Annotated in this window: 21 protein-coding genes; 11 read left to right on the top strand and 10 right to left on the bottom strand. The window is 72.2% G+C overall.

The annotated features are described in order from the left end of the window. Nucleotides 1-37: 37 nt before the first annotated feature. Nucleotides 38-829: a hypothetical protein gene (locus tag IE247_RS09300; RefSeq protein ID WP_190122479.1), complete on the bottom strand. Its 792-nt coding sequence runs from the start codon at nt 827-829 to the stop codon at nt 38-40. Nucleotides 830-958: 129 nt separating this feature from the next. Continuing rightward, nucleotides 959-2092 carry a flavin-containing monooxygenase gene (locus tag IE247_RS09295; protein WP_190122478.1) on the bottom strand — a complete coding sequence of 378 codons (1134 nt, stop codon included), beginning with the start codon at nt 2090-2092 and terminating at the stop codon, nt 959-961. Nucleotides 2093-2418: 326 nt separating this feature from the next. Between IE247_RS09295 and IE247_RS09290 the strand changes: the two genes are divergently transcribed. Then, the gene (locus IE247_RS09290; RefSeq protein WP_190122477.1) at nt 2419-2835 is read left to right on the top strand and encodes a Zn-ribbon domain-containing OB-fold protein; all 417 of its coding nucleotides are present in this window, start codon (nt 2419-2421) and stop codon (nt 2833-2835) included. A gap of 3 nt (nt 2836-2838) precedes the next feature. Here IE247_RS09290 and IE247_RS09285 read toward each other — a convergent pair whose 3' ends face one another. Next, nucleotides 2839-3567: a pyridoxine/pyridoxamine 5'-phosphate oxidase gene (locus tag IE247_RS09285; RefSeq protein ID WP_190122476.1), complete on the bottom strand. Its 729-nt coding sequence runs from the start codon at nt 3565-3567 to the stop codon at nt 2839-2841. Nucleotides 3568-3676: 109 nt separating this feature from the next. On the opposite strand from IE247_RS09285, the gene IE247_RS09280 reads away from it, so the two are divergent. Genes IE247_RS09280 through IE247_RS09270 form a run of 3 tightly spaced genes read left to right on the top strand, consistent with a single transcriptional unit; the run spans nt 3677 to nt 5667 of the window. Next, a complete protein-coding gene (locus IE247_RS09280; protein ID WP_190122475.1) occupies nt 3677-4324 on the top strand; it encodes a TetR/AcrR family transcriptional regulator in 648 nt (215 codons plus the stop codon). A 34-nt stretch (nt 4325-4358) separates the two neighbouring features. Then, entirely contained in the window at nt 4359-4880 is a 522-nt protein-coding gene (locus tag IE247_RS09275) for a VOC family protein (RefSeq protein WP_190122474.1), read from the top strand. After that, nucleotides 4864-5667: a MerR family transcriptional regulator gene (locus IE247_RS09270; RefSeq protein WP_190122473.1), complete on the top strand. Its 804-nt coding sequence runs from the start codon at nt 4864-4866 to the stop codon at nt 5665-5667. Before IE247_RS09275 ends, IE247_RS09270 begins: the two co-directional genes overlap by 17 nt. Nucleotides 5668-5683: 16 nt before the next feature. Here IE247_RS09270 and IE247_RS09265 read toward each other — a convergent pair whose 3' ends face one another. Then, a complete protein-coding gene (locus IE247_RS09265; protein WP_190122472.1) occupies nt 5684-6853 on the bottom strand; it encodes a thiolase C-terminal domain-containing protein in 1170 nt (389 codons plus the stop codon). 112 nt (nt 6854-6965) lie between these two features. Here IE247_RS09265 and IE247_RS09260 point away from each other — a divergent pair, with 112 nt between their 5' ends. Continuing rightward, nucleotides 6966-8210 carry an acyl-CoA dehydrogenase family protein gene (locus IE247_RS09260; RefSeq protein WP_190122471.1) on the top strand — a complete coding sequence of 415 codons (1245 nt, stop codon included), beginning with the start codon at nt 6966-6968 and terminating at the stop codon, nt 8208-8210. Further along, nucleotides 8207-8716 carry a nitroreductase family deazaflavin-dependent oxidoreductase gene (locus tag IE247_RS09255; RefSeq protein ID WP_190122470.1) on the top strand — a complete coding sequence of 170 codons (510 nt, stop codon included), beginning with the start codon at nt 8207-8209 and terminating at the stop codon, nt 8714-8716. Before IE247_RS09260 ends, IE247_RS09255 begins: the two co-directional genes overlap by 4 nt. A 27-nt stretch (nt 8717-8743) precedes the next feature. Here IE247_RS09255 and IE247_RS09250 read toward each other — a convergent pair whose 3' ends face one another. After that, the gene (locus IE247_RS09250; RefSeq protein WP_190122469.1) at nt 8744-9592 is read right to left on the bottom strand and encodes an NAD(P)H-binding protein; all 849 of its coding nucleotides are present in this window, start codon (nt 9590-9592) and stop codon (nt 8744-8746) included. A 114-nt stretch (nt 9593-9706) separates the two neighbouring features. Between IE247_RS09250 and IE247_RS09245 the strand changes: the two genes are divergently transcribed. From IE247_RS09245 to IE247_RS09235, 3 genes are all read left to right on the top strand, one after another. After that, the gene (locus IE247_RS09245) at nt 9707-10765 is read left to right on the top strand and encodes an AraC family transcriptional regulator (RefSeq protein WP_190122468.1); all 1059 of its coding nucleotides are present in this window, start codon (nt 9707-9709) and stop codon (nt 10763-10765) included. Nucleotides 10766-10877: 112 nt separating this feature from the next. Further along, entirely contained in the window at nt 10878-16397 is a 5520-nt protein-coding gene (locus IE247_RS09240) for a SpaA isopeptide-forming pilin-related protein (protein ID WP_190122467.1), read from the top strand. Nucleotides 16398-16556: 159 nt separating this feature from the next. Then, on the top strand, nt 16557-17306 hold the full coding sequence (locus tag IE247_RS09235) for a L,D-transpeptidase (protein ID WP_190122466.1): 750 nt from the start codon (nt 16557-16559) through the stop codon (nt 17304-17306). Between the two features lie 38 nt (nt 17307-17344). Here the strand turns inward: IE247_RS09235 and IE247_RS09230 are convergent, their stop codons facing one another. Continuing rightward, complete coding sequence (locus IE247_RS09230) at nt 17345-17992, bottom strand: TetR family transcriptional regulator (RefSeq protein ID WP_190122465.1); 648 nt, start codon at nt 17990-17992, stop codon at nt 17345-17347. Nucleotides 17993-18176: 184 nt separating this feature from the next. Between IE247_RS09230 and IE247_RS09225 the strand changes: the two genes are divergently transcribed. Continuing rightward, entirely contained in the window at nt 18177-19028 is an 852-nt protein-coding gene (locus IE247_RS09225) for a VOC family protein (protein ID WP_190122464.1), read from the top strand. A gap of 182 nt (nt 19029-19210) precedes the next feature. Beyond that, a complete protein-coding gene (gene afsK, locus IE247_RS09220; RefSeq protein ID WP_190122463.1) occupies nt 19211-21586 on the top strand; it encodes a protein serine/threonine kinase AfsK in 2376 nt (791 codons plus the stop codon). 142 nt (nt 21587-21728) lie between these two features. On the opposite strand, the gene IE247_RS09215 is transcribed toward afsK, so the two are convergent. The 4 genes from IE247_RS09215 to IE247_RS09200 form a co-directional block, all read right to left on the bottom strand. Further along, the gene (locus tag IE247_RS09215; protein ID WP_190122462.1) at nt 21729-22289 is read right to left on the bottom strand and encodes a GNAT family N-acetyltransferase; all 561 of its coding nucleotides are present in this window, start codon (nt 22287-22289) and stop codon (nt 21729-21731) included. A gap of 102 nt (nt 22290-22391) precedes the next feature. Beyond that, nucleotides 22392-23168 carry an enoyl-CoA hydratase/isomerase family protein gene (locus tag IE247_RS09210; RefSeq protein WP_190122461.1) on the bottom strand — a complete coding sequence of 259 codons (777 nt, stop codon included), beginning with the start codon at nt 23166-23168 and terminating at the stop codon, nt 22392-22394. After that, on the bottom strand, nt 23165-23608 hold the full coding sequence (locus tag IE247_RS09205) for a Zn-ribbon domain-containing OB-fold protein (protein WP_190122460.1): 444 nt from the start codon (nt 23606-23608) through the stop codon (nt 23165-23167). Before IE247_RS09205 ends, IE247_RS09210 begins: the two co-directional genes overlap by 4 nt. A 1-nt stretch (nt 23609) precedes the next feature. Continuing rightward, nucleotides 23610-24758 carry a lipid-transfer protein gene (locus tag IE247_RS09200; protein WP_190122459.1) on the bottom strand — a complete coding sequence of 383 codons (1149 nt, stop codon included), beginning with the start codon at nt 24756-24758 and terminating at the stop codon, nt 23610-23612. Nucleotides 24759-24805 lie beyond the last annotated feature (47 nt).

Below are 24805 nucleotides of genomic sequence, written 5' to 3'. Positions count from 1 at the left end.
GCCCGGGCAGGGGGTGTGGGCGGCGGACGCCGGGGGGTCAGCGGACGTCGACGAAGTCGCCGCTGGTGAGGGTGGTGGAGGTGGAGGTGGTGCCGGGGAAGTTCCAGCGCCAGTAGCCGTCGGTGGTGGCCTTGACGGTGGTTTTGAGGTTGCCGGTGGAGTTGGTCTTGACGAGCTTGACGGTGGAGTAGGAGTTGGTGCCCTTTTTGCGGAACTGGAGCTTCACGGGCTGGTTGGTGTAGCCCGCGTAGCGGAGGGTGTCCCAGTTGGCGCGGGAGAGCTTGCCCGTGATGGTGAGGTTCTTGTTTTTGCGGACGGGCTCGGGGCCGGCGTCGACGGTGAGGGCGGCGCGGCGCTGGAAGGGGTGGGTGCCGTGGTAGGCGCCGTAGTAGTCGCCGTCCTTGGCGGTGAACTGGAGGTAGACCTGCCAGTTGCCGGCGAAGTAGTTGCGGGGGAGGTCGTATCCCTTGGGTTCGCTGGTGAAATTGGAGGTGCAGACCGAGGTGGTGCGGTTCTTCGCCTTGCAGGTGGGTTCGAGGAAGTAGCCCCAGTAGTTGTCTCCCACCTCCCGCTTGATGCCGAGGTACGGGAGACCCTTGTGGTCGATCCCCGAATTGTCGGAGACGGTCACCGATATCGAGAACTTCTCGTTCTGGCCGGTGCCGATGACGATGGGCTTGCCGCCGTTGACGACGAGCTTGTCGATCTTCACGCCGGTGTTCGCGGCGGGCGCGGCCTGAGCGGCGGACGCGGCGGGCGCGACCGCGAGGGCGGAGGCGGAGAGGGCGAGCACAGTGCCGAGGGTGGCGGCTGTGGACGAAATGCGCATGGAACCCCACTGGTTGAGATGGCCGTCGGCATGGTGACTCGTGTCGGCCGGACGGCTGGATGAAAGCAGGTGGCGAGAGGATACGTGCCGAGGTTTGGATGTCGGCAGGGAGGGTAGCGGGAACGCCGGTCAGGTGCGGGACAGGGCTTTCGCGATGCGCTGGGCGTCGATCGACATCTCGCGGAACATCCCGCTGATGGGGTTGGTGAACCCGGTGAAGTACAGCCCCGGGGCCCGCGCGGGCGACCGGCCGCCGCGGGTCAGAGGTCGGCCGCGGGAGTCGAGGACCTCCAGATGGCCGAGGAGGTTCTCCAGGGCCCGCCGGTAGCCGGTGGCGGCGATCACGGTGTCCGGGGTGGTGCGGCTGCCGTCGGCGAGGACGGCCGTATCGCCGTCGAAGGAGGAGAGCGCGGCGACGGGCTCGACCCGTCCGGCGCGCACGGCCTTGACCAGACCGACGTCCTGGACGGGGATGGCTCCGGCCCGGACGCGGGAGTAGAGCCCTTCGGCGGGGCGGGGGAGCCCGTGGGCGGTCAGATCGGGTACGGAGATGGTGGCGAGGGCGGAGCCGAGTCCGTCGACCAGGCGGGTGGGCAGGCGGCGGACGAGGATGCCGGTGCGCTGGGCGGGCCAGCCGACCGTGGAGCGGCGGACGATGTGCGGGGGTGTGCGGATCGCGAGGCGGACCCGGGCGGCGCCGCCCTCGACCAGGTCGACGGCGATCTCGGTGCCGGTGTTGCCCGCGCCGACGACCAGGACGTCCTTGCCCTGGTACGGGGTGGGGTCGCGGTACTCGCCCGCGTGGAGCAGCCGGCCGGTGTAGCTGTCGCGGCCGGGCCAGTCGGGCAGCGCGGGGGTGTGGTTGTATCCGGTCGCGACCACGACCGCGCGCCCGGTCAGCCGCCGTCCGCCGGTGGCGTGGAGCAGCCAGCCGTCCTCGGTCGCCTCGACGCGGGTGACCTCCACGCCGGTCACTATCTCCAGCTCGTGGAATTCCGCGTACTTCTCCAGATAGCGGATCACATTGTCGCGGGAGACCCACCGGCCGAAGGACCGGGGCATGGGGAGCCCGGGCAGTCCGGAGAGCTTGCGAGTGGTGTGCAGATGGAGCCGGTCGTAGTGGCGTCGCCAGGACGCGCCCACCGCGTCGGACTTCTCCAGCACCACGGCCCGTACGCCCCGCTCGCGCAGCGCGGCCGCCGCGGCCAGGCCGCCAGGGCCGCCGCCGATCACATAGACGGGCCTGTCGTCCGTTCTGTCCATGAAGCGTGAGCGTACTGCGCACCCACCTTGATGGGTCTCGGTCAAGTCGGAAATCCATACCGAATTGATCACGACCGATCGTCTGATGATGGGACTTGGATCGGTTCTGGCCAGGTGGTGGCCGACCCTTGCGGGGCGGGGCCGGCTTCAGGTGAACTGACGTTACGTCAGAAATGCTGTACGGCACCGAACATGGGGGACCCGAACGGCAGACCGTGCCCCGGCGGCGCGAAACGGGCGGCCCGCCGGGCCGAAACGGCTTTCGGCCTCCCCCGAGCCCGGCTCCCCGCCGCACACCGGCGGGCCGCACCGATCGGAGTCCGCCGATGCCCGCGACCCCCGCTTCCCCCGAGGCCGACGACTTCACCCGCCCGTTCTGGGACGCGGCCCGGGAGGGCCGGCTGCTGCTGCGCCGCTGCCGGGGGTGCTCCGCCGCGCACCACTATCCGCGCGAGTTCTGCCCGTACTGCTGGAGCGAGGACGTCCGCTGGGAGACCGCGAGCGGCCGGGCCGCGCTCTACACCTGGTCCGTTGTCCATCGCAACGATGTGCCGCCGTTCGACGCGCGGACGCCGTATGTCGCGGCCGTCGTGGATCTCGCGGAGGGCCCGCGCGTGATGACCGAGGTGGTCGGGTGCGCGGCGGGGGAGTTACGTGTCGGGATGGCGTTGACGGTCGCCTTCCGCGCGGAGGAGGGCGGGTTCGCGGTCCCGGTCTTCCGGCCGACCGGAAGGCCCGGGTGACCTTCAGGGCCAGAGCAGCTCCCGGGACCAGCCGTCCCAGCCGTCCCCCTGCTCCTCGCGCCGGTAGCGCAGCCGTACGTGCTGCCGCCAGGCGTCCCCCTGGAAGAACTCCACCTCCCGGGGCTCCAGCACATAGCGGGTCCAGCTCGGCACCCGCGCCTCCGGCTCCGTCCTCGCCCGCTCCCAGGCCGCCGCCGAGGCGTGCGCCAGCTCCTCCCGGCTGCCGAGCACCTCGCTCTGGCGCCCGGTGAGCGCGGCGGCGAGCGCGCCCGTCGAGCGGGCATGCAGATCGGCGGCGCTCTCCGCCGCGTCGATGGTGGCGACCGGCCCCCGGACCCGGACCTGGCGGCCCCGCGCGGCCCAGTAGAAGCCGATGGCCGCCTCCGGGCGGGCGCTCAGCTGCCGGCCCTTCGCGCTGGTGGAGTGGGAGGCGAAGTGCCAGCCGCGCCGGTCGGCGTCGTGCAGCATCAGGGTGCGTACGTCCGGACGGCCCGCCTCGTCGGCGGTCGCCAGCGTCATGGTGTGCGGCTCGGGCTGCCCGGCGGCGACCGCGTCAGCGAACCACTGGTGGAAGAGGGGCAGCGGGGTGCCGGGGGCGGTCGCCGGGTCGAAGGAGGGGAGGTCGATGTCCCAGACGCGCTGGGCGTTCAGCAGCACCCGGAAGGCGTCCTGGGCGTGGAAGGGGTCCCGGGGGGCTCGGGCGGCCCCAGGGTCCCGGGCGTCGTTGTCCATACTCTCCGCACTCTCCATGGCTCCAGTGAACACCACTCGGGCCGTAGTGGTCCGCCTATAGTGGTCGAACGGCTGAACCCTTGAGGCTCGAAGGAACGGTGACACCCCCATGCGGCAGAACCTGGCCAGGCGCGCCGCGCTGGTCGACGCGGCCATCGAGGTGCTCGCCCGCGACGGGGCGCGCGGGCTGACCTTCCGGGCCGTCGACACGGAGTCCGCCGTCCCCAAGGGCACCGCGTCCAACTACTTCGCCAACCGCGACGATCTGCTCAACCAGGCCGGGGCCCGGATCTACGAGCGGATGCGCCCCGACCCCGACACCATCGCGGCGATGAACGAGGGCCCGGCGAACCGGGAGCGGACCGCACGGCTGGTACGCGAGGTGGTGGAGCGGGTCTCCACCTTCCGCACCGGATATCTCGCCCTGCTCGAACTGCGCCTGGAGGCCACCCGCCGGCCCGCGCTGCGCACCCTGCTCACCGAGCGGGTCAGGGCCGATCTGGAGGCGAACGTCGAAGGCCATCTGGCCGCCGGGCTCCCCGGGGACGCCGACGCGGTCAGGATGATCTACCTCGCCGCCAACTGGCTGGTGGTGGAGCGGCTGACGCTCCCCGAGGTCTTCCCGGAGGAGTCGGCCGCCGAGCTGATCACCGCCCTGGTCGAACGCCTCCTCCCGCCGGACGGGATCCTTCCGCCGGATGCGATCCGTCCGCCGGACGGGATCCTTCCGTCGAACGGATCCCCGGAACCGGCTTGACCCTCACGCCGCGTGAGGCCGGAGGCTGAGGTCCATGAGCGATTACTACAACGCCTTCGAGACCAGCCCCGTGCCCGCCCCCGGCCCCGACGCGGTCCCCCCGGAGCTGTTCCGGGGCATCTACGGAATGCCCGCCTTCGTCACGATCCCTACGAGCGACCTGGCGGCCTCCGTGGAGTTCTGGACCCAGGGGCTCGGCTTCTTCGAGCTGTTCGCCATCCCCGGCAGCCTCGTACATCTGCGCCGATGGGCCTTCCAGGACGTACTCCTCGTCCCGGCGGAGACCGTTCCGGAGCACCCGCCGGCGATGAGCGTCAGCTTCTCCTGCGTACTCAGCCAGCTCGACTCCCTCGTCGAGGACTGCCGCGCGCTGCGCCCGGACTCTGTCGAGGGCCCCCGGGACACCCCCTGGAACACCCGCGACGTGGAAGTGATCACCCCCGAGAACGCGCGGATCGTCCTCACCGCCGCGAAGCCCTTCGTCCCGGACAGCCAGGAGGCACGGAACCTTGAAGCCATCGGGATCACCCCACCGGACAATGGAGGGCCTGCCTGACGCCGACGGTCTGACCGTCGGCCAGGTCTCGGCGCACCTGGGCGTCACCGTCCGCGCGCTGCACCACTGGGACGGGATCGGCCTGGCGCGCCCCTCGCTGCGCACGCACGCCGGATACCGCCTCTACACCGCCGCCGATCTGGAACGCCTGCACCGCATCGTCGTCTACCGCGAGATCGGCCTCGGCCTGGACCGGATCCGCACCGTCCTGGACGACCCGACGGCGGACGTCCCCGGCGCGCTGCGCGCGCAGCGCGACCGGATCGCGGAACGGATCGAGCGCCTCCAGCGGCTCGGCGACGGGCTGGACCGGATGATCGAGGCCCATGAGCGCGGCCCGCTGCTCACCGCCGAGCAGCAGAGGGGGATCTTCGGCCCCGGGTGGGACCCGGAGTGGCCCGCCCAGGCCCGCCGGAGCTACGGGGACACGGCGCAGTGGCTCCAGTACGCCGAACGCTCGGCCGCTCGCGGCCCGGAGGAGTGGCGGGACGTCGCCGACGCCGTCGCCGGTCTCGACCGGGCCCTCGGGGACGCGATGGACGCGGGCGTCCGGCCCGGCAGCCCGGAGGCGGAGCGGCTCGTCGAGCGGCACCGCGAGGTCTTCGCCTCGTACTTTCCGCTCACCCGGCGGATGCAGGTCTGTCTGGGCCGCAGATACGAGGCCGATCCGGCGTTCGCCGCCCACTACGACGGCATCCGCACCGGCCTCGCCGCCTGGTTCCGGCGGATCGTCGACGCCAGTGCGCGCGCCCACGGCATCGACCCCGACACCGCGACCTGGGAGTAGGGAACAGAGGAAAAACCTACTCCCGGCCGAGCACCACCGTGCCCGAGGAGCAGAACCATCCCCCGGTCCCGCAGGCGACCGCGAGCCGGGGCGGGGCCCCGCCCGGCAGCCGGACCTGATGCCCGCCCGCCTCGCCGCGTAACTGGCGTACCGCTTCGACCAGCAGGAACAGCCCGCGCATCCCCGGGTGGCAGGCGGAGAGCCCGCCGCCGTCGGTGTTCACCGGCAGCTCGCCGCCGGGCCCGATCCGGCCCTCGGCGACGAAGGCCCCGCCCTCCCCCTTGGCGCAGAAGCCCAGGTCCTCCAGGGTCACCAGGGTCATATGGGTGAAGGCGTCGTACACCTCGGCGATGTCCATCTCCGCCGGGGCGAGCCCGGCGCGCTCGAAGGCCAGCCGCCCCGAGACGGCCGCCGGGGAGACGGTGAAGTCCTCCCAGGAGGACATCGCGGTGTGCGAGACGTACTCCCCGGTGCCCAGGATCCACACCGGGGGCTTCGCGGTGTCGGGCAGGAACTCCTCGCCGGCCAGCAGTACCGCGCACCCCCCGTCGCTGCGGACACAGCAGTGCAGCTTGGTGAACGGGTCCGCGATCATCGGCCCGGACAGCACCTCGTCCACGGTGATCGGCGCGCGGAACATCGCCTCCGGGTTTCCGGCGGCGTGGGCGCGGGCCTGGACCGCGACCGAGGCGAGCTGCTCCAGGGTGGTCCCGTACTCGTGCATGTGGCGGCGGGCGGCCATCGCGTACTTCGCGATCAGGGTGTGCCCGTACGGGGCCTCGAACTGGAGCGGGCCCCCGCCGCCGAAGGAGAGACCGGCGGTGCGCCGACCCGCCCGGATGTCGGCGCGCGCGGTGGATCCGTAGGCGAGGAGTACGGCGCGCGCGTGCCCGGCGGCGATCGCGTCGGCGGCGTGCGCGGCCATCACCTCCCAGCTCGCGCCGCCGACGGAGGTGGAGTCCACCCAGCGCGGCCGGATCCCGAGGTACTCGGCCGCCTCGGCGGGCGCGAGGAGACCGAGCCCGGCGGAGCCGAAGCCGTCGACGGCCGAGCGGTCGAGACCGGAGTCGGCGAGGGCGCGGCGGGCCGCCTGGGCGAGCAGGGAGTAGGGGGTGCGGCCGTCGATCCGGCCGCAGTCGGAGAGGGCGGCGCCGACGACGGCGACCTTGCGGGAGGTGGCTGCCATAAAACTGACGGTACATCAGATATGGGTCCCGAATGGAGACACGCGGTGCACGCTCTCTGTCCAACGGCCGCCCCACTCCCTAATATGACGGCCCATCAGCTCGGGAGGTCCCATGGACACCGCCTTCGCCGCGCTCACCGACGAGCAGCGCGAGATCCGCCGCACCCTCCGCGAGGTGCTGGCCGCCCGCTGCGGCCCGGACCGGCTCAGGGCCGTGGCGCTGACCCCCGCCGGACACGACCCCGAGCTGTGGACCCGCCTCGGCGAACGGCTCGGACTGCCGGGGCTCGCCCTGCCCGAGGAGTACGGGGGAGTCGGCTGCGGCCTTCCCGAACTCGCCCTCGCCTGCGAGGAGACCGGCCGCGCGCTGCTCCCCTCCCCGCTGCTGGCCACCACCGTCCTCGCCGCCCCGCTGATCACCGCCCTCGGCTCGTCCGCCCAGCGCGCCGAGCTGCTGCCCCGCCTCGCGGACGCCTCGCTGACCTGCGCCCTCGTCATCCCCGGCGGCTCCCTCGCCACCGCCCTCGGGCTGATCGGCGACAGCGGCAGCGACAGCGGTGGCGCGTGGGCGGCGGGCGGCGGCCGGGCCGGCGGTGTCCAGGCGCGGCCCGCGCCCGGCGGGGGCTGGCTGCTGTACGGGGAGGCCGGCCAGGTCCTCGACGGGCACAGCGCCGGGCTCCTGCTGGTCGCCGCCCACGCGGGCGGCTTTCCGCACGGGCGCACCCTGCTCTTCCTGGTACGGGCAGAGGCCCCGGGCCTGACCCGCGCCCGGCTCACCGCACTCGACCAGACCCGGCCGCAGGGCCGCGTACAACTGCGCGACTGCCCCGCCGCGCTGCTGGGCGACGACGACGGCCCTGCCGTGGCCCGGGCGCTCTCCTCGACCGGCGCCCGGGCGGCGGCGCTGCTCGCGGCGGAGTCCTCGGGGACGGCGGCGTACGCCCTGGAGCGGACCGTGGCGCATGTCCGCGAGCGGGAGCAGTTCGGCCGCCCGATCGGCTCCTTCCAGGCGGTGAGACACCGGCTCGCCGATCTCCATGTCCAGGTCCGGGCGGCCCGTTCGGCGGCCCGGTACGCGGCATGGGACCCGGCCGGGGCGGGCACTGTGGCGCTGGCGCAGTGCCTGGAGACGGCACGGACGGCGACGGCGGAGGCGGTGCAGTTGCACGGCGGGATCGGGTTCACCTGGGAGCACGAGACGCATCTGTACTTCAAACGGGCCGCCGGGGACGAGCTGCTCCTCGGCCCGGTCCACGGGCTCCGGGAGCGGGCCGCACGGGAGGCCGGGCTGTTCGCGTCGGAGACCCCGGAGACCCCGGAGACCCCGGAAGCTTCGGCCTTCGGCGCGGCCCGGTGAGCCGCGCCCCGGCGGGCGTCCGGCTGGTCCGGACCGTCTCCTCGACCCGCCTCTTCGCCCGCCTCGCCCCCCGCGTCATCCCGTCCCTGGACCGCGCCGTGCACCGGCTGACACGCGGCAGGGCCATGCTCAGCACCCTGATGCTCCCCGGTCTGGTCCTCACCGCCCGGGGCGCGAAGACCGGACTCCCGAGAGCCGTCCCCCTGGCCTGCATGCCCGAGGCCGACGGCTCCTGGATCCTCATCGGCTCCAACTTCGGCCGCCCCGGCCACCCCGCCTGGACCGCCAACCTCCTCGCCCACCCCGACGCCGACATCAGCTGGAAGGGCGAGGACATCCCCGTACAGGCCCAGCTCCTCGAAGGCGAACAACGCCGCCGCGTCTGGTCCCGGGTCCTCCGCTTCTGGCCCCCCTACGCCACCTACCAGGCCCGGATCACCCGTCAGATCCGCCTCTTCCGCCTCACCCGCCGCGAGCGGCCGTCCCCGCCCCGGCTGTGCCCCTGACGGCGGCTCCGACAGCCGGTCGCCCGCTCAGGCGGACTTGCCGTCGAGGACCGCGTCGAAGTCCGTGCGGCTCACATAGTCGGAGAAGGGCCTCGGCTCACGGCCGATGGCACGGCGGACCCCGTCGGACAGCTCGGCGCTGCCGCTGACGCTGATGTGGTGGAAGAGGTCGCTGAAGACCTCGCCGTAGGCGCGGGGGTAGCCGCGGGCCTCCATTTCCTCGATGTACTGCTCGCGGGTGACGGGGGTGTAGGTCAGAGGGCGGCCCGTGGAGGTCGAGACGGCGGTGACGACCTCGTGGAGGGTGAGGGCCTCGGGCCCGGAGAGCACATAGGTCTCGCCCGCGTGGCCGTCCTCGGTGAGGGCGGCCACGGCGACGTCGGCGAGATCCTCCAGATCGACGAAGGGCTCACGGCCCTCACCGGCGGGAATGCGCAGCTCGCCCTCGGAGAAGGGGACGGTGTACCAGGGCTCTTCGGCGAAGTTCTGGTTGAACCAGGCGGGGCGGAGGACGGTCCAGTCGAGACCGGACTCCTGGACGGCGCGCTCGGTGGCGAGGGTCTCGCCGCCCAGCTCGCCCCAGACCCGCGCGGAGAGCAGCACCAGCCGCTCCACCCCGCTCGCCTTCGCCGCCTTCGCGAAGGCGGCGACCTCGGCCGGCGCCTCCGGACCCTGGGAGTCCACGACATACACCGCGCGGACGCCCTCCAGGGCCGGGCCCCAGGTGGCGTCGGAGTGCCAGTCGAAGCGGACCTCGCCGGAGCGCGAGGCGATCTTGGGGGTGAAACCGGCCCGGGTCAGGGCCGCGGCCACCCGGCGGCCGGTCTTGCCGGTGCCGCCGAGTACCAGAACAGGGGTAACTGAGGAGGAAGTCATGAGGAACAGTCAACCCGCGCCGGACGGAACGGAGGATGGCTGTTCCTCTCATTCAGATGTTTGAGCGTCTCATTTTTTGATCCCGCCACCCACGGCCGGTTCTAGACTCCTGCCATGGATGACGCGCTGTCGACCCTTCTGCACGACGTCCGCCCCCGGGGGGCCCTCTTCGACCAGTCCGCCTTCGCCCCGCCCTGGTCCCTGAGATTCGTCGAACCGACCCCGCTCACCCTGCTGACCATGCTGAGCGGCGAGGCCTGGGTGACCCCCGACGGAGGCGAGGCCGTGCCGCTGCGCCCCTGGGACGTCATGATCGTCCTCGGGCCCGAGCCGTACACCGTCTCGGACGCCCCCGGCACCCCGCCGCGCCTGGTGGTTCACGGGCCCGACCGCTGTACGACGCCGGACGGCCGGGTCGTCGTCGGCGAGCAGCCGATCTGCGGATACGCGCCCTGCCCGGAAGGGACGGAGGAGACGGCCGAAGGGGCGGAAGGGGCGGAGGAGACGGTCCTGATCAAGGGCACGTACCAGGTCAGCGGCAGCGTCTCGGGACGGGTGCTCGACGCGCTGCCGAGGATCGCCAGGATCCCCATGGGCGCGGGCGGCTGCCCGGCGCTGGACATGATCGCGTACGAGCTGGACCGGGAGGCCCCGGGCCAGCAGGTGGTGCTGGACCGGCTCCTGGATCTGCTGCTGGTGATGAGCCTGCGCGAGTGGTTCGAACTGCCCGAGGCCCAGGCCCCCGCCTGGTACCGGGCCCAGGGCGATCCGATGATCGGCCGGGCGCTGCGGCTGATCCACGGCGATCCGGCCCGCGCCTGGACGGTGGCCGGGCTCGCCACCGAGGCCGGGGCCTCCCGGGCCCGGTTCGCCCAGCGGTTCAGCGATCTGATGGGCCAGTCGCCCATGGCGTATCTCACCGAGTGGCGGATCTGCCGGGCCGCCGATCTGCTCGCCCGGACCGATGCCACCGTCGAGGCCGTCTCCCGCCAGGTGGGCTACTCCAACGCGTACGCCCTCAGCGTGGCCTTCAAACGCACCATGGGCGTACGCCCGAGCGAGCACCGGGCGAGGTCCCGGGGCCCGGTGGAACAGTACGACGAGTGGCCGGCCGGGAACGGAAAACGCGGAAAAGAATTGAGGGATTACCGCATCGATCGAGCGGCCGGGTGATTGATTGACCCTTGTTCCGTTTATACGGGAGTGTCGCCGACGCCGTTGAGTTTCTCCTGATCAGCCTGTCCAAAGAATTACCGGACAGATACCCAACAGGAGAACTCCACGTATGAGAGCAATCCTCGCGCGATTGCGACAACGGTCCTGGACCGCGGGCATGGCCTGTGCCGTCCTGACCGTCACGGCCCCCGCCCTGGCCCTCGGGCCGGGCATGCTGCCCTCCGGCGCCGCACTGGCTCCGGCGGGGAAGACCACCGTGGTGAAGGCCGCGGCGGCCGCACCGCTGCCGGGCGGTCTGGGGCCATGTATTCCGGGCGACTGCCCGGACCCGTTCCCGCCGATCAGCAACGGCCCCATCATGGGCCGGGACGCGAACATCAACGTCTTCGTCGGCAATGACTTCCTCGTCCGGGAACGGGCGGCGGAGGCCGAGGGAAAGGTTGTCGTCCTCAACAACTTTGATCAGAACAAGTCGGTGGGCGGCAGTGTCATCTACAACCTCGGCATCGTCGGGGTCGGATCGCGCGTGCCCCCGCCGGACGGTTCGGACTTCCTGACCACCGGCGGCAACGTCACCATCGCCCCCGGTCAGCGGCTGCTCGCCGAGGGCGGGGTGGTCCGCCACGCGGGCGCCTACACCGGCACCGCGGTCGCCGACGCCGTGGTCCAGGACCCGAACGCGGCAGCCCCCTATCTGGCGCTGCGCGACCAGCTGACGGACTCCAGCCAGTGCTACGCGCGGGACGAGAACGGGCCCAGGCCCGCCACCGGAACCGCCGTCAACACCGGCGGCGAGACCGTCTTCACCGGTGACGGCACCTCCGCTCTCCAGGTCTTCAACGCCGACTTCAACCTGACCACCGCGAGCGGCGGTCAGCAGGGTATTCGGTTCGAGAACATCCCCGCGACCGCGACCGTCCTGGTCAATGTGGTCGGGGCCAACCGCTCGATCAACACCTACAGCGGCGGCATCACCGACGACGACCCGCTCAACGCGCTCCGCGACCGGCTGCTGTGGAACTTCCCCGACGCGACCGCCGTGGGTCTGCGCGGCACCGGCCAGTTCCAGGGCAGTGTCCTCGTCGGCAACCAGGGGTCGATGACCACCGTCACCCTGCCGGGCGTCAACGGGCGCTTCTTCTCCACCGGCTCCCTGACCCACACCAGCGTGGTGGGCGGCGGCGGTGGCCAGGAGTTCCACGCGTACCCCTTCAACGGCGATCTGCCGGACTGCACGGTGGCCCCGGTCACCGCTCCGGTCCAGGTCGTGAAGCGGGACGCGGACACCCTCGCCCCGCTGGCGGGCGCGGTCTTCGAGCTGTGGGAGGAGACCAACGGCGTCGCCGGTCTCCAGACCACCGGGGCCACCCCCGACACCAAGGTCGGGGCCGACTGCACCACGGGCGCGAACGGCGTCTGCACCCGTACGGTCATCCTCGGCACCTACTACTGGCGCGAGACGACCGCACCCCCGGGGTACGATCTGCCGCTCAATCCGGTCTTCGGTCCGCTGGTCCTCGGGCCGGGCAATGTGCCCGACGGGGTCACCGTCAACGCGGACAACAGCCGTACACCGGTGACCGGTGAGATCTCCGTCGAGAAGTCGGACTCGGTGACCGGCGCCCCGCTGGCGGGCGCGGTGTTCGAGCTGTGGCAGGACACCAACGGTGTCGCGGGCCTCCAGACGTCCGGGGCCAATCCGGATACCCAGATCAACGGCCCCTGCACCACGAACGTCGGCGGCGAGTGCGCCGCCCTGGTCCAGACGGGCACCTACTACTGGCGCGAGATCCAGGCCCCGCCGGGCTACGACCTTCCCGGCGACCCGGTCTTCGGCCCGCTGATCCTCACCGAGGAGAACGCGGCCGGCGGAGTCAACGTCGATGTGGAGAACACCCCGACCCCGGCCGTGACCGGCGATGTGACGGTCGTCAAGACCGACGCGATCACCGGAGTGCCGCTGGCGGGCGCGGGCTTCCAGCTGTGGGAGGAGACCAATGGCATCGCCGGTCTCCAGACCAGCGGCGCGGACCCGGACACCCAGATCGGCGGCGTCTGCACCACTGGCGCCGACGGCATCTGCTCCAGCACCGTCGAGGTGGGCACCTACTACTGGCAGGAGACCTCGGCCCCGCCGAACTACGACCTGCCGGTGAACCCGGTCTTCGGTCCGCTGGTGCTGACCGAGGAGAACGCCGCCGACGGCGTCTCGGTGACGGCGCAGAACGCCCAGACCCCCGTGGTCGAGGGCGATGTCACCGTCGTCAAGACGGACTCCGCCACGGGCGACCCGCTCGCGGGCGCGGTGTTCCAGCTGTGGGAGGAGACCAACGGGATTCCCGGTCTCCAGACCACGGGCGCGGACCCGGACACCCAGAACAACGGCCCCTGCACCACCGGTGCGAACGGCGAGTGCACCCGCACCGTCGTGGTCGGCAGCTACTACTGGCTGGAGATCACCGCACCCCCCGGGTACGACCTCCCCGCCAACCCGGTCTTCGGACCGCTCGTCCTGACCGACGCGAACGCCGGCACCGGCGTCACCGTGACGGCGCAGAACACCGAGACCCCGGCCGTCACCGGCGATGTCATCGTCGAGAAGTCGGACGCCGGGACCGGGGCGCTGCTCGCGGGCGCGGTGTTCCAGCTGTGGGAGGAGACCAACGGCGTGCCCGGTCTCCAGACCTCGGGCGGGAACCCGGACACCGCGATCAACGGTCCCTGCACCACGGGTGTCAACGGTCTGTGCACCCGCACGGTCGAGGTGGGCACCTATTACTGGCAGGAGACGGCGGCCCCTCCCGGGTACGTCCTCCCGGCGAACACGGTCTTCGGACCGCTGATCCTCACCGCCGAGAACGCCTCCACCGGAGTCACCGCCCACGCGGAGAACGAGCAGACCCCGCCCATCATGGGGAATGTCACCGTCGTCAAGACGGACGCGGCCACCGGCGCACTGCTGGCGGGCGCGGTGTTCGAGCTGTGGGAGGACACCAACGGGGTCACCGGTCTCCAGGTCTCCGGGGCCAACCCGGACACCCAGATCAACGGCCCCTGCACCACCGGTGCGAACGGCGAGTGCACCCGTAACGTCCAGGTCGGTACGTACTACTGGCGCGAGACCACCGCACCCCCCGGGTACGACCTCCCCGCCGACCCGGTCTTCGGACCGCTCGTGCTGACCGCCGCGAACGCCGCCGACGGCGTCTCGGAGACCGCGCAGAACGACCAGACGCCCGTCATCACGGGCGATGTGACGGTCGTGAAGACGGACTCCGAGACCGACGAGGCCCTCGCGGGCGCGGTGTTCGAACTGTGGCAGGAGACCAACGGCATCGCCGGTCTCCAGACCACGGGCGCCAACCCCGACACCCAGCTGAACGGCCCCTGCACCACGGGAGCCGACGGCGAGTGCACCCGCACGGTCGGCATCGGCAGCTACTACTGGCGGGAGACGGCCGCCCCGGCGGGTTACGACCTGCCCGCGAACCCGGTCTTCGGCCCGCTGAACCTCACCGCCGAGAACGCCGGCACCGGCGTGATCGTCAACGCCTCCAACACCCCGACCCCCGCTGTCACCGGCGAGGTCACGGTCGTCAAGGAGGACGCGGCCAGCGGCAACCCGCTCGCCGGTGCGGTGTTCCAGCTGTGGGAGGAGACCAACGGCATCGCCGGTCTCCAGAACACCGGAGCCAACCCCGACACCCAGAACAACGGCCCCTGCACCACCGGGGCGAACGGCGAGTGCACCCGCACCGTCGGCATCGGCACCTACTACTGGCTGGAGACGGCGGCACCCCCCGGGTACGACCTTCCCGCGAACCCGGTCTTCGGACCGCTCGTCCTCACCGCCGAGAACGCCGCCGACGGCGTCTCGGTGACGGCCGACAACACCCAGACCCCCGTGGTCACCGGTGAGGTCACCGTCGTCAAGGAGGACGCGACCACCGGAGCCCCGCTCGCGGGCGCGGTGTTCCAGCTGTGGGAGGAGACCAACAACATCCCCGGTCTCCAGACCACGGGAGCCAACCCCGACCTGACGGTCGGCGGCCCCTGCACCACCGGTGCGAACGGCGAGTGCACCCGCACCGTCGAGACCGGCACCTACTACTGGCAGGAGACGGCGGCGCCCCCCGGGTACGTCCTCCCGGCCAACCCGGTCTTCGGACCGCTCGTCCTCACCGTCGCGAACGCCCCCCAGGGTGTGACGGTGACGGCGGAGAACTCGCAGACCCCCGTGGTCACCGGCGAGGTCACCGTCGTCAAGGAGGACGCCGCCAGCGGCGACCCGCTCGCGGGCGCGGTGTTCGAACTGTGGGAGGAGACCAACGGGATCCCCGGTCTCCAGACCACGGGCGCGGACCCCGACACCCAGAACAACGGCCCCTGCACCACCGGGGCGAACGGCGAGTGCAGCCGCACCGTCGAGGTGGGCACCTACTACTGGCGGGAGATCACCGCGCCTCCCGGCTACGACCTGCCGGCGAACCCCGTCTTCGGTCCGCTGGTGCTGACCGTCGCGAACGCCGCCGACGGTGTCTCGGTGACGGCCGACAACACCCAGACCCCCGTGGTCACCGGTGAGGTCACGGTCGTCAAGGAGGACGCCGCCAGCGGCGACCCCCTGGCCGGTGCGGTGTTCCAGCTGTGGGAGGAGACCAACAACATCCCCGGTCTCCAGACCACGGGAGCCAACCCCGACCTGACGGTCGGCGGCCCCTGCACCACCGGTGCGAACGGCGAGTGCACCCGCACCGTCGAGGTCGGTACGTACTACTGGCAGGAGACGGCCGCGCCCCCCGGGTACGACCTTCCCGCGAACCCGGTCTTCGGACCGCTCTTCCTCACCGAGGCCAACGCCCCCCAGGGCGTCTCGGTGACGGCGGAGAACACCCAGACCCCCGTGGTCACGGGTGATGTGACCGTCGTCAAGGAGGACGCGGACACCGGTGACACCCTCGCCGGTGCGGTGTTCCAGCTGTGGGAGGAGACCAACAACATCCCCGGTCTCCAGACCATCGGCATCAACCCGGACACCACCGTCGGCGCCCCCTGCACCACGGGCGCCAACGGAGTCTGCTCCCGCACGGTCGAGGTCGGTACGTACTACTGGCAGGAGACGGCCGCGCCCCCCGGGTACGACCTTCCCGCGAACCCGGTCTTCGGACCGCTCGTCCTGACCGCCGAGAACGCCTCACAAGGTGTGACGGTCACCGCCGAGGACACCAAGACCCCGGTGGTCAAGGGCAAGATCACTCTCCACAAGACCGACGCCAAGAACGGCCGTGAGCTGGCCGGAGCGGTGTTCCAGCTGTGGGAGGAGACCAACGGCGTGACCGGTCTCCAGACCTCGGCCTCGGGCACCACCCCGTCCGACACCCCCGTCGGCAACGGCTGCTCCACGGACGCCCAGGGCGTCTGCCTCTTCGAGGACCTGGACACCGGGACGTACTACCTGCTGGAGACCGACGTTCCGGAGGGTTATGTCCTTCCCGCGAACCCGGTCTTCGGTCCGTACGTCATCACCCCGGAGAACGCCTCCGAGGGTGTGACGGTCGACATCGCCAACAAGCGCAGTGAGCCCGGCAAGGGCGACAAGGGAGGTCCGAGCAAGCCCCACAAGGGCTGATCCCCGATCCTCCTGAAGTTCGGTGAGGGCGTGTACGGGCCGACCGGTCCGTACACGCCCTCACCGGTTTGGCCCATCGCCCGGGGCGGGCCGGTGCCCCGGCTGGTTACCTGTGGAGCGGGGGCTGTGTGTGTCGTGTGTACGAGAACGGAGTACGCAATGCGAGGAAGGACCAGCCGTATACACGGCGTCGGAGGCCGTCGGCGGGATGGCGGTGTCCGCGGCCGGCCGGCGCGCACCGCGCTGCTGGCGGCGGTGTTCGCGGCGGTGGCCGCCACCGCGCTGACCGCCCCGCCCGCGGCGGCCGCCCCCGAGCCCTGCATCGCGGGGACCGGCCCCTACCAGCGGCAGCTGGAGGAGTATCTGGGACACCCGGTGGACGGCGTCCAGTCGAAGGCCGACTGCGAGGCGATCCGGACGTTCCAGACCGAGCACGCCATCGACCCGGCCGACGGCTACGCGAACCTCGCCACCTACCGGTGGACCGTCGCCCTGGCGGCCCGCGCCAACCCCAACGCGGCGGGCGACTGCCCCGTCCGCTCGTACCGCGTCACCTGCGTCGACCTGGACCGGCAGCTGCTGTGGACGCAGCGCGGGACACGGGTGGTCTTCGCGCCGGTGCCGATCCGCACCGGCCGTGACACCGAGGAGACCCGCCTCGGCTGGCACAGCATCTACTGGCGCAGCCGTGACCATGTCTCCACGATCTACGACGACGCGCCGATGCCGTACGCCCAGTTCTTCGACGGCGGTCAGGCCCTGCACGGCCGTCTGGACGATCTCTACGACGGCGGGGGCTCGGCGGGATGCGTGAATCTGCGTCTGGCGGACGCGGAGGCGCTGTGGAATCTGCTGGACATCGACGACCAGCTCTACATCTGGGGCGTCAAGCCGGGGACGGACGGCTGAGACGGCCGAGGTACGGGGACCCGCGCGGGCGCGGGTCCCTACTTCGTGGGCTTGCGGCCCGTGATGCCGAGGTGCACCAGCAGCGCGAGGTTCGGCCGCAGCTCGGCCTGCTTCACGCCCCAGGTGGTGAACCCCTTCTGGTGCGAGGCGACCGCGGCCAGCATCGCGACCAGCGAACCCGCCATCGCGGCGGGGCTGACGTCCTTGTCGACCCGGCCCTTGGCCTGGAGCTCCTTCACCGACTCGGTGAGCGAGTTGGTGACGGAGTTCAGGATCTTCATCCGGATCTTGTAGAACCGCTTGTCGCCCTCGGCCGCGCCGAGGTCCACGACCCGCAGGATCGCGTCATGGCGACGCCAGAAGTCCAGGAAGCCCTCGACCAGATCCTCGGAGCTCTGCCAGGCCGCCTTCCCGGCCCAGCTGCGGCCGGAGACCAGCGCGGTGAGACCCGCTCCCTCCTTCGCCATCTCCTCGGCGATTTCGAGGACGGCGCCCTCGACGTCGGGGAAATACTGATAGAAGGTCGCGGGCGATGTGCCCGCCTTCCGGGCCACGTCGATGACCTTGACGTCCCGGTACGGCGACGAGCTGAGCATCTCGCTGAGGCAGTCGAGCAGCTTCTGCCGCGTCGCCTGCCCCCGTCGTCCGGCCACCCGGCCGTCGACAGTGCGTACTTGTCCTGTCATGCCGTCAGCTTACCGAGGGGTGATCGGCGCGCGATTCGGCCGACTGCAAATGGGGTGCGGCCGGGGCGGGGCGTCGCCCGCCCGGAGCTGGTCAAATGTTCGATTTCATCCGCTGCGATGCCCGCGATGCCCCGTTAACTTGAGTGTGACGAGCACCACTCGGTGCAGCGAAGGAGCCGGGCCCATGGCCGTATTTCCCGAGGGTACGCCGTGCTGGGTGGACGCGGCGCTCCCCGACACCGAGGCGGGGAAGCGCTTCTACGGGGAGCTGTTCGGCTGGACCTTCCGGCCCGGCGACGGCCCCTGGACCGACGCCTACAGCGATGGACTGCTCGCCGCCGCGATAGCCCCCAAGGGGGACGGCCGGATGCCCACCATCTGGAACGTCTACCTCGCCGCCGACGACATCACCGCCCTCGCCGCCCGTGTCCCGGAAGCGGGCGGACACCTCATCAGCTCCCCCCGCCCGGTGGGCCGGCTCGGCGCGGTCGCGATGGCGGCCGACCCCGGCGGCGCGGTCTTCGGGCTCTGGCAGGCAGGTGGCGAGACGGGCGGCGAGGCGGGCGGCCGGGCCGGCTTCGAGACCCGGGGGGTGCCGGGCGCGTACTGCTGGACCGAGGTCTACACCTGGCGCAAGGACCGGGTCGACCCCTTCTACGAGGAGGTCTTCGGCTACACCGGCACCGATCTGCCCAGACCCGCCGAACTGGGCCCGGGCTGCGGCCCGGCCATGGACATCCGGCTCTGGTCCCCGCGTACCGCCGACCCCGCCGACCCCGCCGACCCCGAAGAGGCGGACGAGCCGGGCGAGCGAACGGCCGTGGCGGGCCGCTGCGTTCTCACCGAAGCCTTCCCGCCGGAACTCCCGGGCCACTTCCTTGTCTATTTCTGCGTCAAGGATTGCGATGCCGCGGCGGCCACTGTCGTACGCCTGGGCGGTCGCGTCCAGGCCCCGCCCTTCGACATCCCCTACGGGCGAATCGCCGTACTCATGGACAACCAGGGTGCCCTCTTCGCCGTCCTGGCCGAGACCTGACCCCGCTCCGGCGCGGAACCTACTGGCTTCCGGTCCGCCACTGTGTCCGAATCCGGATGAGACACCCCGATCCGCCCCCGGGTTCGCCACCGTTGCCTCGGACAGGAAGAATCAGGGTGGGTACCGCCGCTGAGGGTCTCGGTGGTGTGACAGGGACCCGTACGGGGAGGTGGCAGGCAGGTATGCAGCAGCTGACGCAGCACGATCCGAGACGGATCGGCCCGTTCGAAGTGCTGGGCCGGCTCGGAGCCGGAGGCATGGGGCTGGTCTATCTCGCCCGGTCGGCGTCCGGCCGACGGGTGGCGATCAAGACCGTACGGACCGAACTGGCCGAGGATCAGCTCTTCCGTGTCCGCTTCACCCGCGAGGTGGAGGCCGCCCGCGCCGTCAGCGGGTTCTACACCGCGGCCGTGGTCGACGCCGACCCCCGGGCCCCCGTGCCCTGGCTGGCGACCGCCTATGTGCCCGCCCCCTCCCTCGAAGAGATAGTGAACGAGTGCGGGCCCCTCCCGGCCCAGGCCGTCCGCTGGCTCGCGGCGGGCATCGCCGAGGCACTCCAGTCGATCCACGGCGCGGGACTGGTCCACCGCGACCTCAAGCCGTCCAATGTCCTGGTGGTCGAGGACGGCCCCCGAGTGATCGACTTCGGTATCGCGTCCGGGGTCTCCAACACCCGGCTGACCATGACCAACGTCGCCGTCGGCACCCCCGCGTACATGTCCCCCGAGCAGGCCCGCGACTCCCGCAGCGTCACCGGCGCGAGCGATGTCTTCTCCCTCGGCTCCACCCTGGTCTTCGCCGCGACCGGACATGCCCCCTTCCACGGGGCCAACCCGGTCGAGACCGTCTTCATGCTGCTGCGAGAAGGCCCCGACCTGGAGGGACTCCCGGCCGAGCTGCGCCCGCTGATCGAATCCTGCATGCAGACCGAGAAGACCCTCCGCCCCACCCCCGAGGACCTCCAGTCGCAGCTCGCACCGCATCTCTTCGCCTCCGGCGGCGACGACAGCGGTACGGCATCGGCCTGGCTCCCCGGCCCGGCGACGGCGATGATCGAGCTGCGCAGGGGCGGCGGCAGAACCGTCCCCGCCGTACCGGCCGCCCTTCCGCAGCGACCGCCCGAGCCGCCCCCGATGCCCCCGGCCCCGCCGCGCCCGGCCCCGCCGCGCCCGGCCCCCGACTGGAGCGCCGACCCGCGCACCGGAGCGCCCGCCGCCGCCGGTCCGGTGCGGCTGCCCGGCGTCGGCGTCCCGATCGGCCCCGGCCCCCGGGTCGCCGACCCGGCCCGTGCCGCCGTCGCCCAGGCGGGCCCCGCGACCGGCTGGATCCGGCCGCCCGCCGGACTCCACGCCCTCCCCGCGGCGGCCCCCGCCGCCCCCGCCCGGCCCCCGGCGGTCCCGCCGCCCGCCCCGTCCCCGCAGGCTCCCGCCCACTGGCGGCCCTGGCGCTTCCGGATGTCGAACGACGTCTGGGGCACACCCGTGGTCGCCGGCGAGCTGCTCTACGTCACCTCCTTCGAGGTCCACGCGCTGGACGTGGCCACCGGCCGCCGCCAGTTCAAGACCAAGGACGTCGCCTGGACCATGGCCGTCGACGGCGGCCTCATCCACGGCTCCGACGGCCCCACCCTCTACGCCCTCGACGCCACCGGCGGCCAGGAGCGCTGGCGGTTCCAGACCGAGGCCTGGGTCTACTCCCTGCGCGCCTCCCGGGGCACCGTGGTGACCGGCTCGCGCGGCGGCGGCGTACAGGCCTGGGAGGCCTCCAACGGCGAGAAGCTGTGGGAGGTCACCGGGGTCCAGACCGACTTCGAGACCCCCGAGGCCGGACCCGTCATACACGAGGACACCGTCTACGTCTGGCGCGACGCCCGGCTCTGCGCCCTGGAGGCCCGCACCGGCGTGGAACGCTGGTCCTACCCCGTCGGCGACGCCGCCTCCTGCGGCAATGTCCCCGTCCGGGTCCACCCCGCCCCCGACGGCGATGTCTACATCTCCGCCGGGACCCGCGTCCTCGCCGTCGACACCGCCACCGGCCTCGTCCGCTGGCACTTCGAGGCCCCCGCCGTCTTCCTCTCCCCGCCCGCCTTCGCCCCCGGCCCCGCCGTCACCGGCGGCGGCGTCTACCTCGCCGACTACCTCGGCACCGTCTACGCCCTCGACGCCGCCACCGGCAAGGACCGCTGGCGCATCGCCACCGAGTCCCGCCCCTCCGCCGAACCCGTCCTCGTCACCGGCGGCAACATCCACGTCGGCAGCGGCAGCGCCCTCTACACCCTCGACGCCGTCACCGGCACCCCCCTGTGGCGCTTCGCCGCGGGTGGCGAGGTCATCGGCACCCCCGTCGTCGCCGACGGCCGCGTCCACTTCGGCTCCGCCGACCACGTCCTCTACACCCTCGACGCCGCAGGCGGCCAACTCCGCTGGAAACTCGCCACCGGCGGTGAGATCACCGGCTCCCCCGTCGTCAAGGGCGGCGTCGTCTACGCGTGCAGCAAGGACCGCTGCGTCTACGCCCTCGACGCCGTCAAAGGCACCGCCACCGGCCGACCCCGGTAGCGAGCCCCCCGCCCCCGGCGTAGCGTCGGTCCCGGCGGCCGCCGTCCGGACCCTTCCGTGAGACCGGTGCGACGGCCGTCCCCCCGGCGAGCCCCGGCGGGCGCGCCGTCACCCTGGCATGCCCGGGCCCGGGCCGGGGAGGTCACCGATTCAGGTCCGGGGCAGCCGCTGATGGGTGGCCGAGTGCCCGCTGCATCAGCGTGGTGTCGAGCCAGCGATCGTGCTTGTGGCCGACGGAGGCCAGCCGCCCCGCTTCGGTGAAGCCATGACGGCGATGCAGCGCGACCGAGGCGTTGGCACCGGCACCGGTGTCGGCACCGGTGCCGGCGATGACGGCGATCAGCTGCCGTACATGAGTCCGGGCACAGGCGGTCAGCAGGGCTTCCAGCAGAGCGCCGCCGAGACCCTGGCCCGTCCGGCCGGGGGCGAGGTAGATCGAGGTCTCGGCGGTGTGCCGATAGGCGGGCTTGGGACGCCACGGGGCCGCGTAGGCATAGCCCGCGACCTGGCCGGACAGCTCGGCGACCAGAAAGGGCAGACCTTGGGCGGCGAGGTCGTCGAGCCGCCGGCGCCAGGCGGCCACCGGCGGAGGGGTCTCCTCGAAGGTGATCACGGTGTGGCGGACGTAGTGCGTGAAGATCTCGGCCACGGCGTCCAGGTCGCTCGCGACCGCCGGGCGGATCACTGACTCCAGGGCTGTCACAAGGGGGGAGTGTAGGACGGGGCGGAGGTGCCGCCGGAGGGCGGGGCGGCCCCGGTGGTGCGGGAGCGGGGGGCGGTCCGACGCGCCCCGCGGCGCCCCGGGTCATCGCACCCGGTACCCCCCGCCCCGCCCCCCGAACAGCTCGCCCTGCTCCGCCGGGGCCAGATTGCCGAGGGCGATCAGATGGGGGGCGAGGCCGAAGGCCTGGGCGCGGGCGGCCTGGGCGGCGGCCCAGACGGCGCGTACGGTGCCCTGGACCGCGCCGGTGGGGTGGGAGGCGACCACGGAGGCGGCGCGGAGGGCGGCGGTCACGGCCTGGCCCGGTGGGGTGAGTTCGGAGACCAGGCCGGTCTGATGGGCGCGGGCGGCGGACATCCGCTCGGCGGTGCCCATCAGGGCGAGCCGCGCCACCTCCCCGTACGGCATTCGCTGGGCGAGGTAGATCGACTCGTACGCGCTGACCATCCCGTAGGTGGTGTGCGGATCGAAGAAAGTGGCGTCCCGCGAGGCGACCACGAACTCGCACTCGCCCAGCAGATAGAACGCCCCGCCGCACGCCATCCCCTCGACGGCCGCCACCACCGGCTTCCAGAGGTCGTTCGCCTTGGGGCCGATCGCGATCAGCGGATCGTCCACCGAGTACGGAGACGGCGGCTGCGGCACGTCGACCGAGCGGTCGATCCCGGTGCAGAAAGCTTTCGTCCCCGCGCCGGTCACCACCACCGCCCGTACCGAGTCGTCGTAGCGGAACTCCCGCCAGGCCGCCGACAGCTGCCCGGCCATCTCCAGATCGATCGCGTTGTGCTTCGCGGGCCGGTCCAGCACGACGAGGGCCACCCCCCGCTCCTTGACCTGCTCCAGCTCCACCCGCACGCTCATGCCCGCTCCAGCCGCCAGCGCGGCAGCCGCAGCCCGCCGCCCGACGGGACCACCGACGAGAACACCACCCGCACCGCCGCGCCGATCCGCAGCCGCCCCGGTTCGACCGAGTTCAGCGGCGCGTCCGGCCCGGTCACCACATTGCCCACCAGCCGGATGCGCGGGGCGTCGAGCAGCTCCACCACCACCGCGTTGTACGGGGCCAGCTCCGCGTACCCCGGCAGCAGCGGCGGGTGCGGCACCACGAACGACCAGATCCGGCCGCGCCCGCTGGTCAGCCGCCACTCCGCGGCGAAGGACTGGCAGTGCGGACAGCACGGCCGGGGCGGGAAGCGCGGCTCCCCGCAGGGGACGCAGCACTGGACGCGGAGCTCGCCCCGGGCCGCGTACTCCCAGAACGGCGCTCCGTCGTCGTCGGGCACGGGTTCCAGCAAGGCCATCTCAACTCCTCAGCAGCACGGCCGAGGTGGGCACACCCTCGCCCGCCGTGACCAGACAGGTGGCGGCCCCCGGCACCTGCGCGGTGGAGGTGCCGCGCAGCTGTCTGACGCCCTCGTTGATCAGGTTGAAGCCATGGACGTACGCCTCGCTCAGCCCGCCGCCCCCGGTGTTCAGCGGCAGCCTGCCGCCGATCTCCAGCGCGCCGCCCTCGGTGAAGGCCGCGCCCTCCCCGCGCCCGCAGAAGCCGTACCCCTCCAGGGAGAGCGGGATCAGCGCGGTGAACGCGTCGTAGATCTGCGCCACGTCCACGTCGTCGGGGCCGAAGTCGGCGGTCTTCCAGAGCTGCCGGGCCGCCGTCCAGGCGGGGCCGGTGAGCGGGTCGTCGTTCCAGTAGTTCACCATGCCGTGGTGCTGCGCGGGCAGTCCTTGCGCGACCGAGTGGAGGTACACGGGCGGCTGCCGGCAGTCACGGGCGCGTTCGGCGGAGACGATCACACACGCCAGTGCGCCGTCCGTCTCCAGACAGTTGTCGAAGAGACAGAGCGGCTCGCTGATCCACCGCGAGGTCATGTACATCTCGCGGGTCAGGGGCCGCTCGTGCATCATCGCCGCCGGGTTCTGGTTGGCCCGGTTGCGGCAGGCGAGCGCCACCTGGAAGAAGTGCTCGCGGGTCGCCCCGTACTCGTGCATGTAGCGCCGGGCCAGCATGCCGATCTCGTCGGCGGGCCGCAGCACCCCGAAGGGGCGGGTCCACTGGGCCGGTGTCGGCAGCCGCGCCGCCGTGTCCGTCCAGGGGCGCGGTCCGCTGCCGCGCTTGCGGGAGCGCCAGGCCACCCCGACGCTCGCCTGCCCGGTGGCGATGGCGGCGGCGAGATGGGCGAGGGTGGCGCAGGAGCCGCCGCCGCCGTAGCCGACCCGGGAGAAGAAGGTGACGTCGCCCGCGCCGATCGACTTGGCGATCTCGACCTCGTCGGTCTCCTCCATCGTGTACGAGGCGAACGCGTCGACCTCCGACGCGGCGATCCCCGCGTCGTCGAGCGCGGCCGTGATCGCCCGGCAGGCCAGCGTCTTCTCCGGCTCGGGCAGCTTCTTGGCGAACGCCGTCTGCCCTATCCCGGCTATCGCCGTCGCGTCCTTGAGACCGGGCACGGACACCTCCGAGGCTCACCCCAGGTTGCTGACAGTGCGTCAGATTA

The sequence above is a fragment of the Streptomyces inusitatus genome (assembly GCF_014651115.1).
GTDB classification, from domain to species: domain Bacteria; phylum Actinomycetota; class Actinomycetes; order Streptomycetales; family Streptomycetaceae; genus Streptomyces; species Streptomyces amakusaensis.
The sequence above is the reverse complement of the archived record's forward strand: the minus strand, read 5'-3'. Positions and strand labels throughout refer to the sequence as shown.

Coding starts and splice junctions, on each gene's coding strand:
- IE247_RS09300 (WP_190122479.1), bottom strand. CDS start 829: ATGCGCATTTCGTCCACAGCCGCCACCCTCGGCACTGTGCTCGCCCTC.
- IE247_RS09295 (WP_190122478.1), bottom strand. CDS start 2,092: ATGGACAGAACGGACGACAGGCCCGTCTATGTGATCGGCGGCGGCCCT.
- IE247_RS09290 (WP_190122477.1), top strand. CDS start 2,419: ATGCCCGCGACCCCCGCTTCCCCCGAGGCCGACGACTTCACCCGCCCG.
- IE247_RS09285 (WP_190122476.1), bottom strand. CDS start 3,567: ATGGACAACGACGCCCGGGACCCTGGGGCCGCCCGAGCCCCCCGGGAC.
- IE247_RS09280 (WP_190122475.1), top strand. CDS start 3,677: ATGCGGCAGAACCTGGCCAGGCGCGCCGCGCTGGTCGACGCGGCCATC.
- IE247_RS09275 (WP_190122474.1), top strand. CDS start 4,359: ATGAGCGATTACTACAACGCCTTCGAGACCAGCCCCGTGCCCGCCCCC.
- IE247_RS09270 (WP_190122473.1), top strand. CDS start 4,864: ATGGAGGGCCTGCCTGACGCCGACGGTCTGACCGTCGGCCAGGTCTCG.
- IE247_RS09265 (WP_190122472.1), bottom strand. CDS start 6,853: ATGGCAGCCACCTCCCGCAAGGTCGCCGTCGTCGGCGCCGCCCTCTCC.
- IE247_RS09260 (WP_190122471.1), top strand. CDS start 6,966: ATGGACACCGCCTTCGCCGCGCTCACCGACGAGCAGCGCGAGATCCGC.
- IE247_RS09250 (WP_190122469.1), bottom strand. CDS start 9,592: ATGACTTCCTCCTCAGTTACCCCTGTTCTGGTACTCGGCGGCACCGGC.
- IE247_RS09245 (WP_190122468.1), top strand. CDS start 9,707: ATGGATGACGCGCTGTCGACCCTTCTGCACGACGTCCGCCCCCGGGGG.
- IE247_RS09240 (WP_190122467.1), top strand. CDS start 10,878: ATGAGAGCAATCCTCGCGCGATTGCGACAACGGTCCTGGACCGCGGGC.
- IE247_RS09235 (WP_190122466.1), top strand. CDS start 16,557: ATGCGAGGAAGGACCAGCCGTATACACGGCGTCGGAGGCCGTCGGCGG.
- IE247_RS09230 (WP_190122465.1), bottom strand. CDS start 17,992: ATGACAGGACAAGTACGCACTGTCGACGGCCGGGTGGCCGGACGACGG.
- IE247_RS09225 (WP_190122464.1), top strand. CDS start 18,177: ATGGCCGTATTTCCCGAGGGTACGCCGTGCTGGGTGGACGCGGCGCTC.
- afsK (WP_190122463.1), top strand. CDS start 19,211: ATGCAGCAGCTGACGCAGCACGATCCGAGACGGATCGGCCCGTTCGAA.
- IE247_RS09210 (WP_190122461.1), bottom strand. CDS start 23,168: ATGAGCGTGCGGGTGGAGCTGGAGCAGGTCAAGGAGCGGGGGGTGGCC.
- IE247_RS09205 (WP_190122460.1), bottom strand. CDS start 23,608: ATGGCCTTGCTGGAACCCGTGCCCGACGACGACGGAGCGCCGTTCTGG.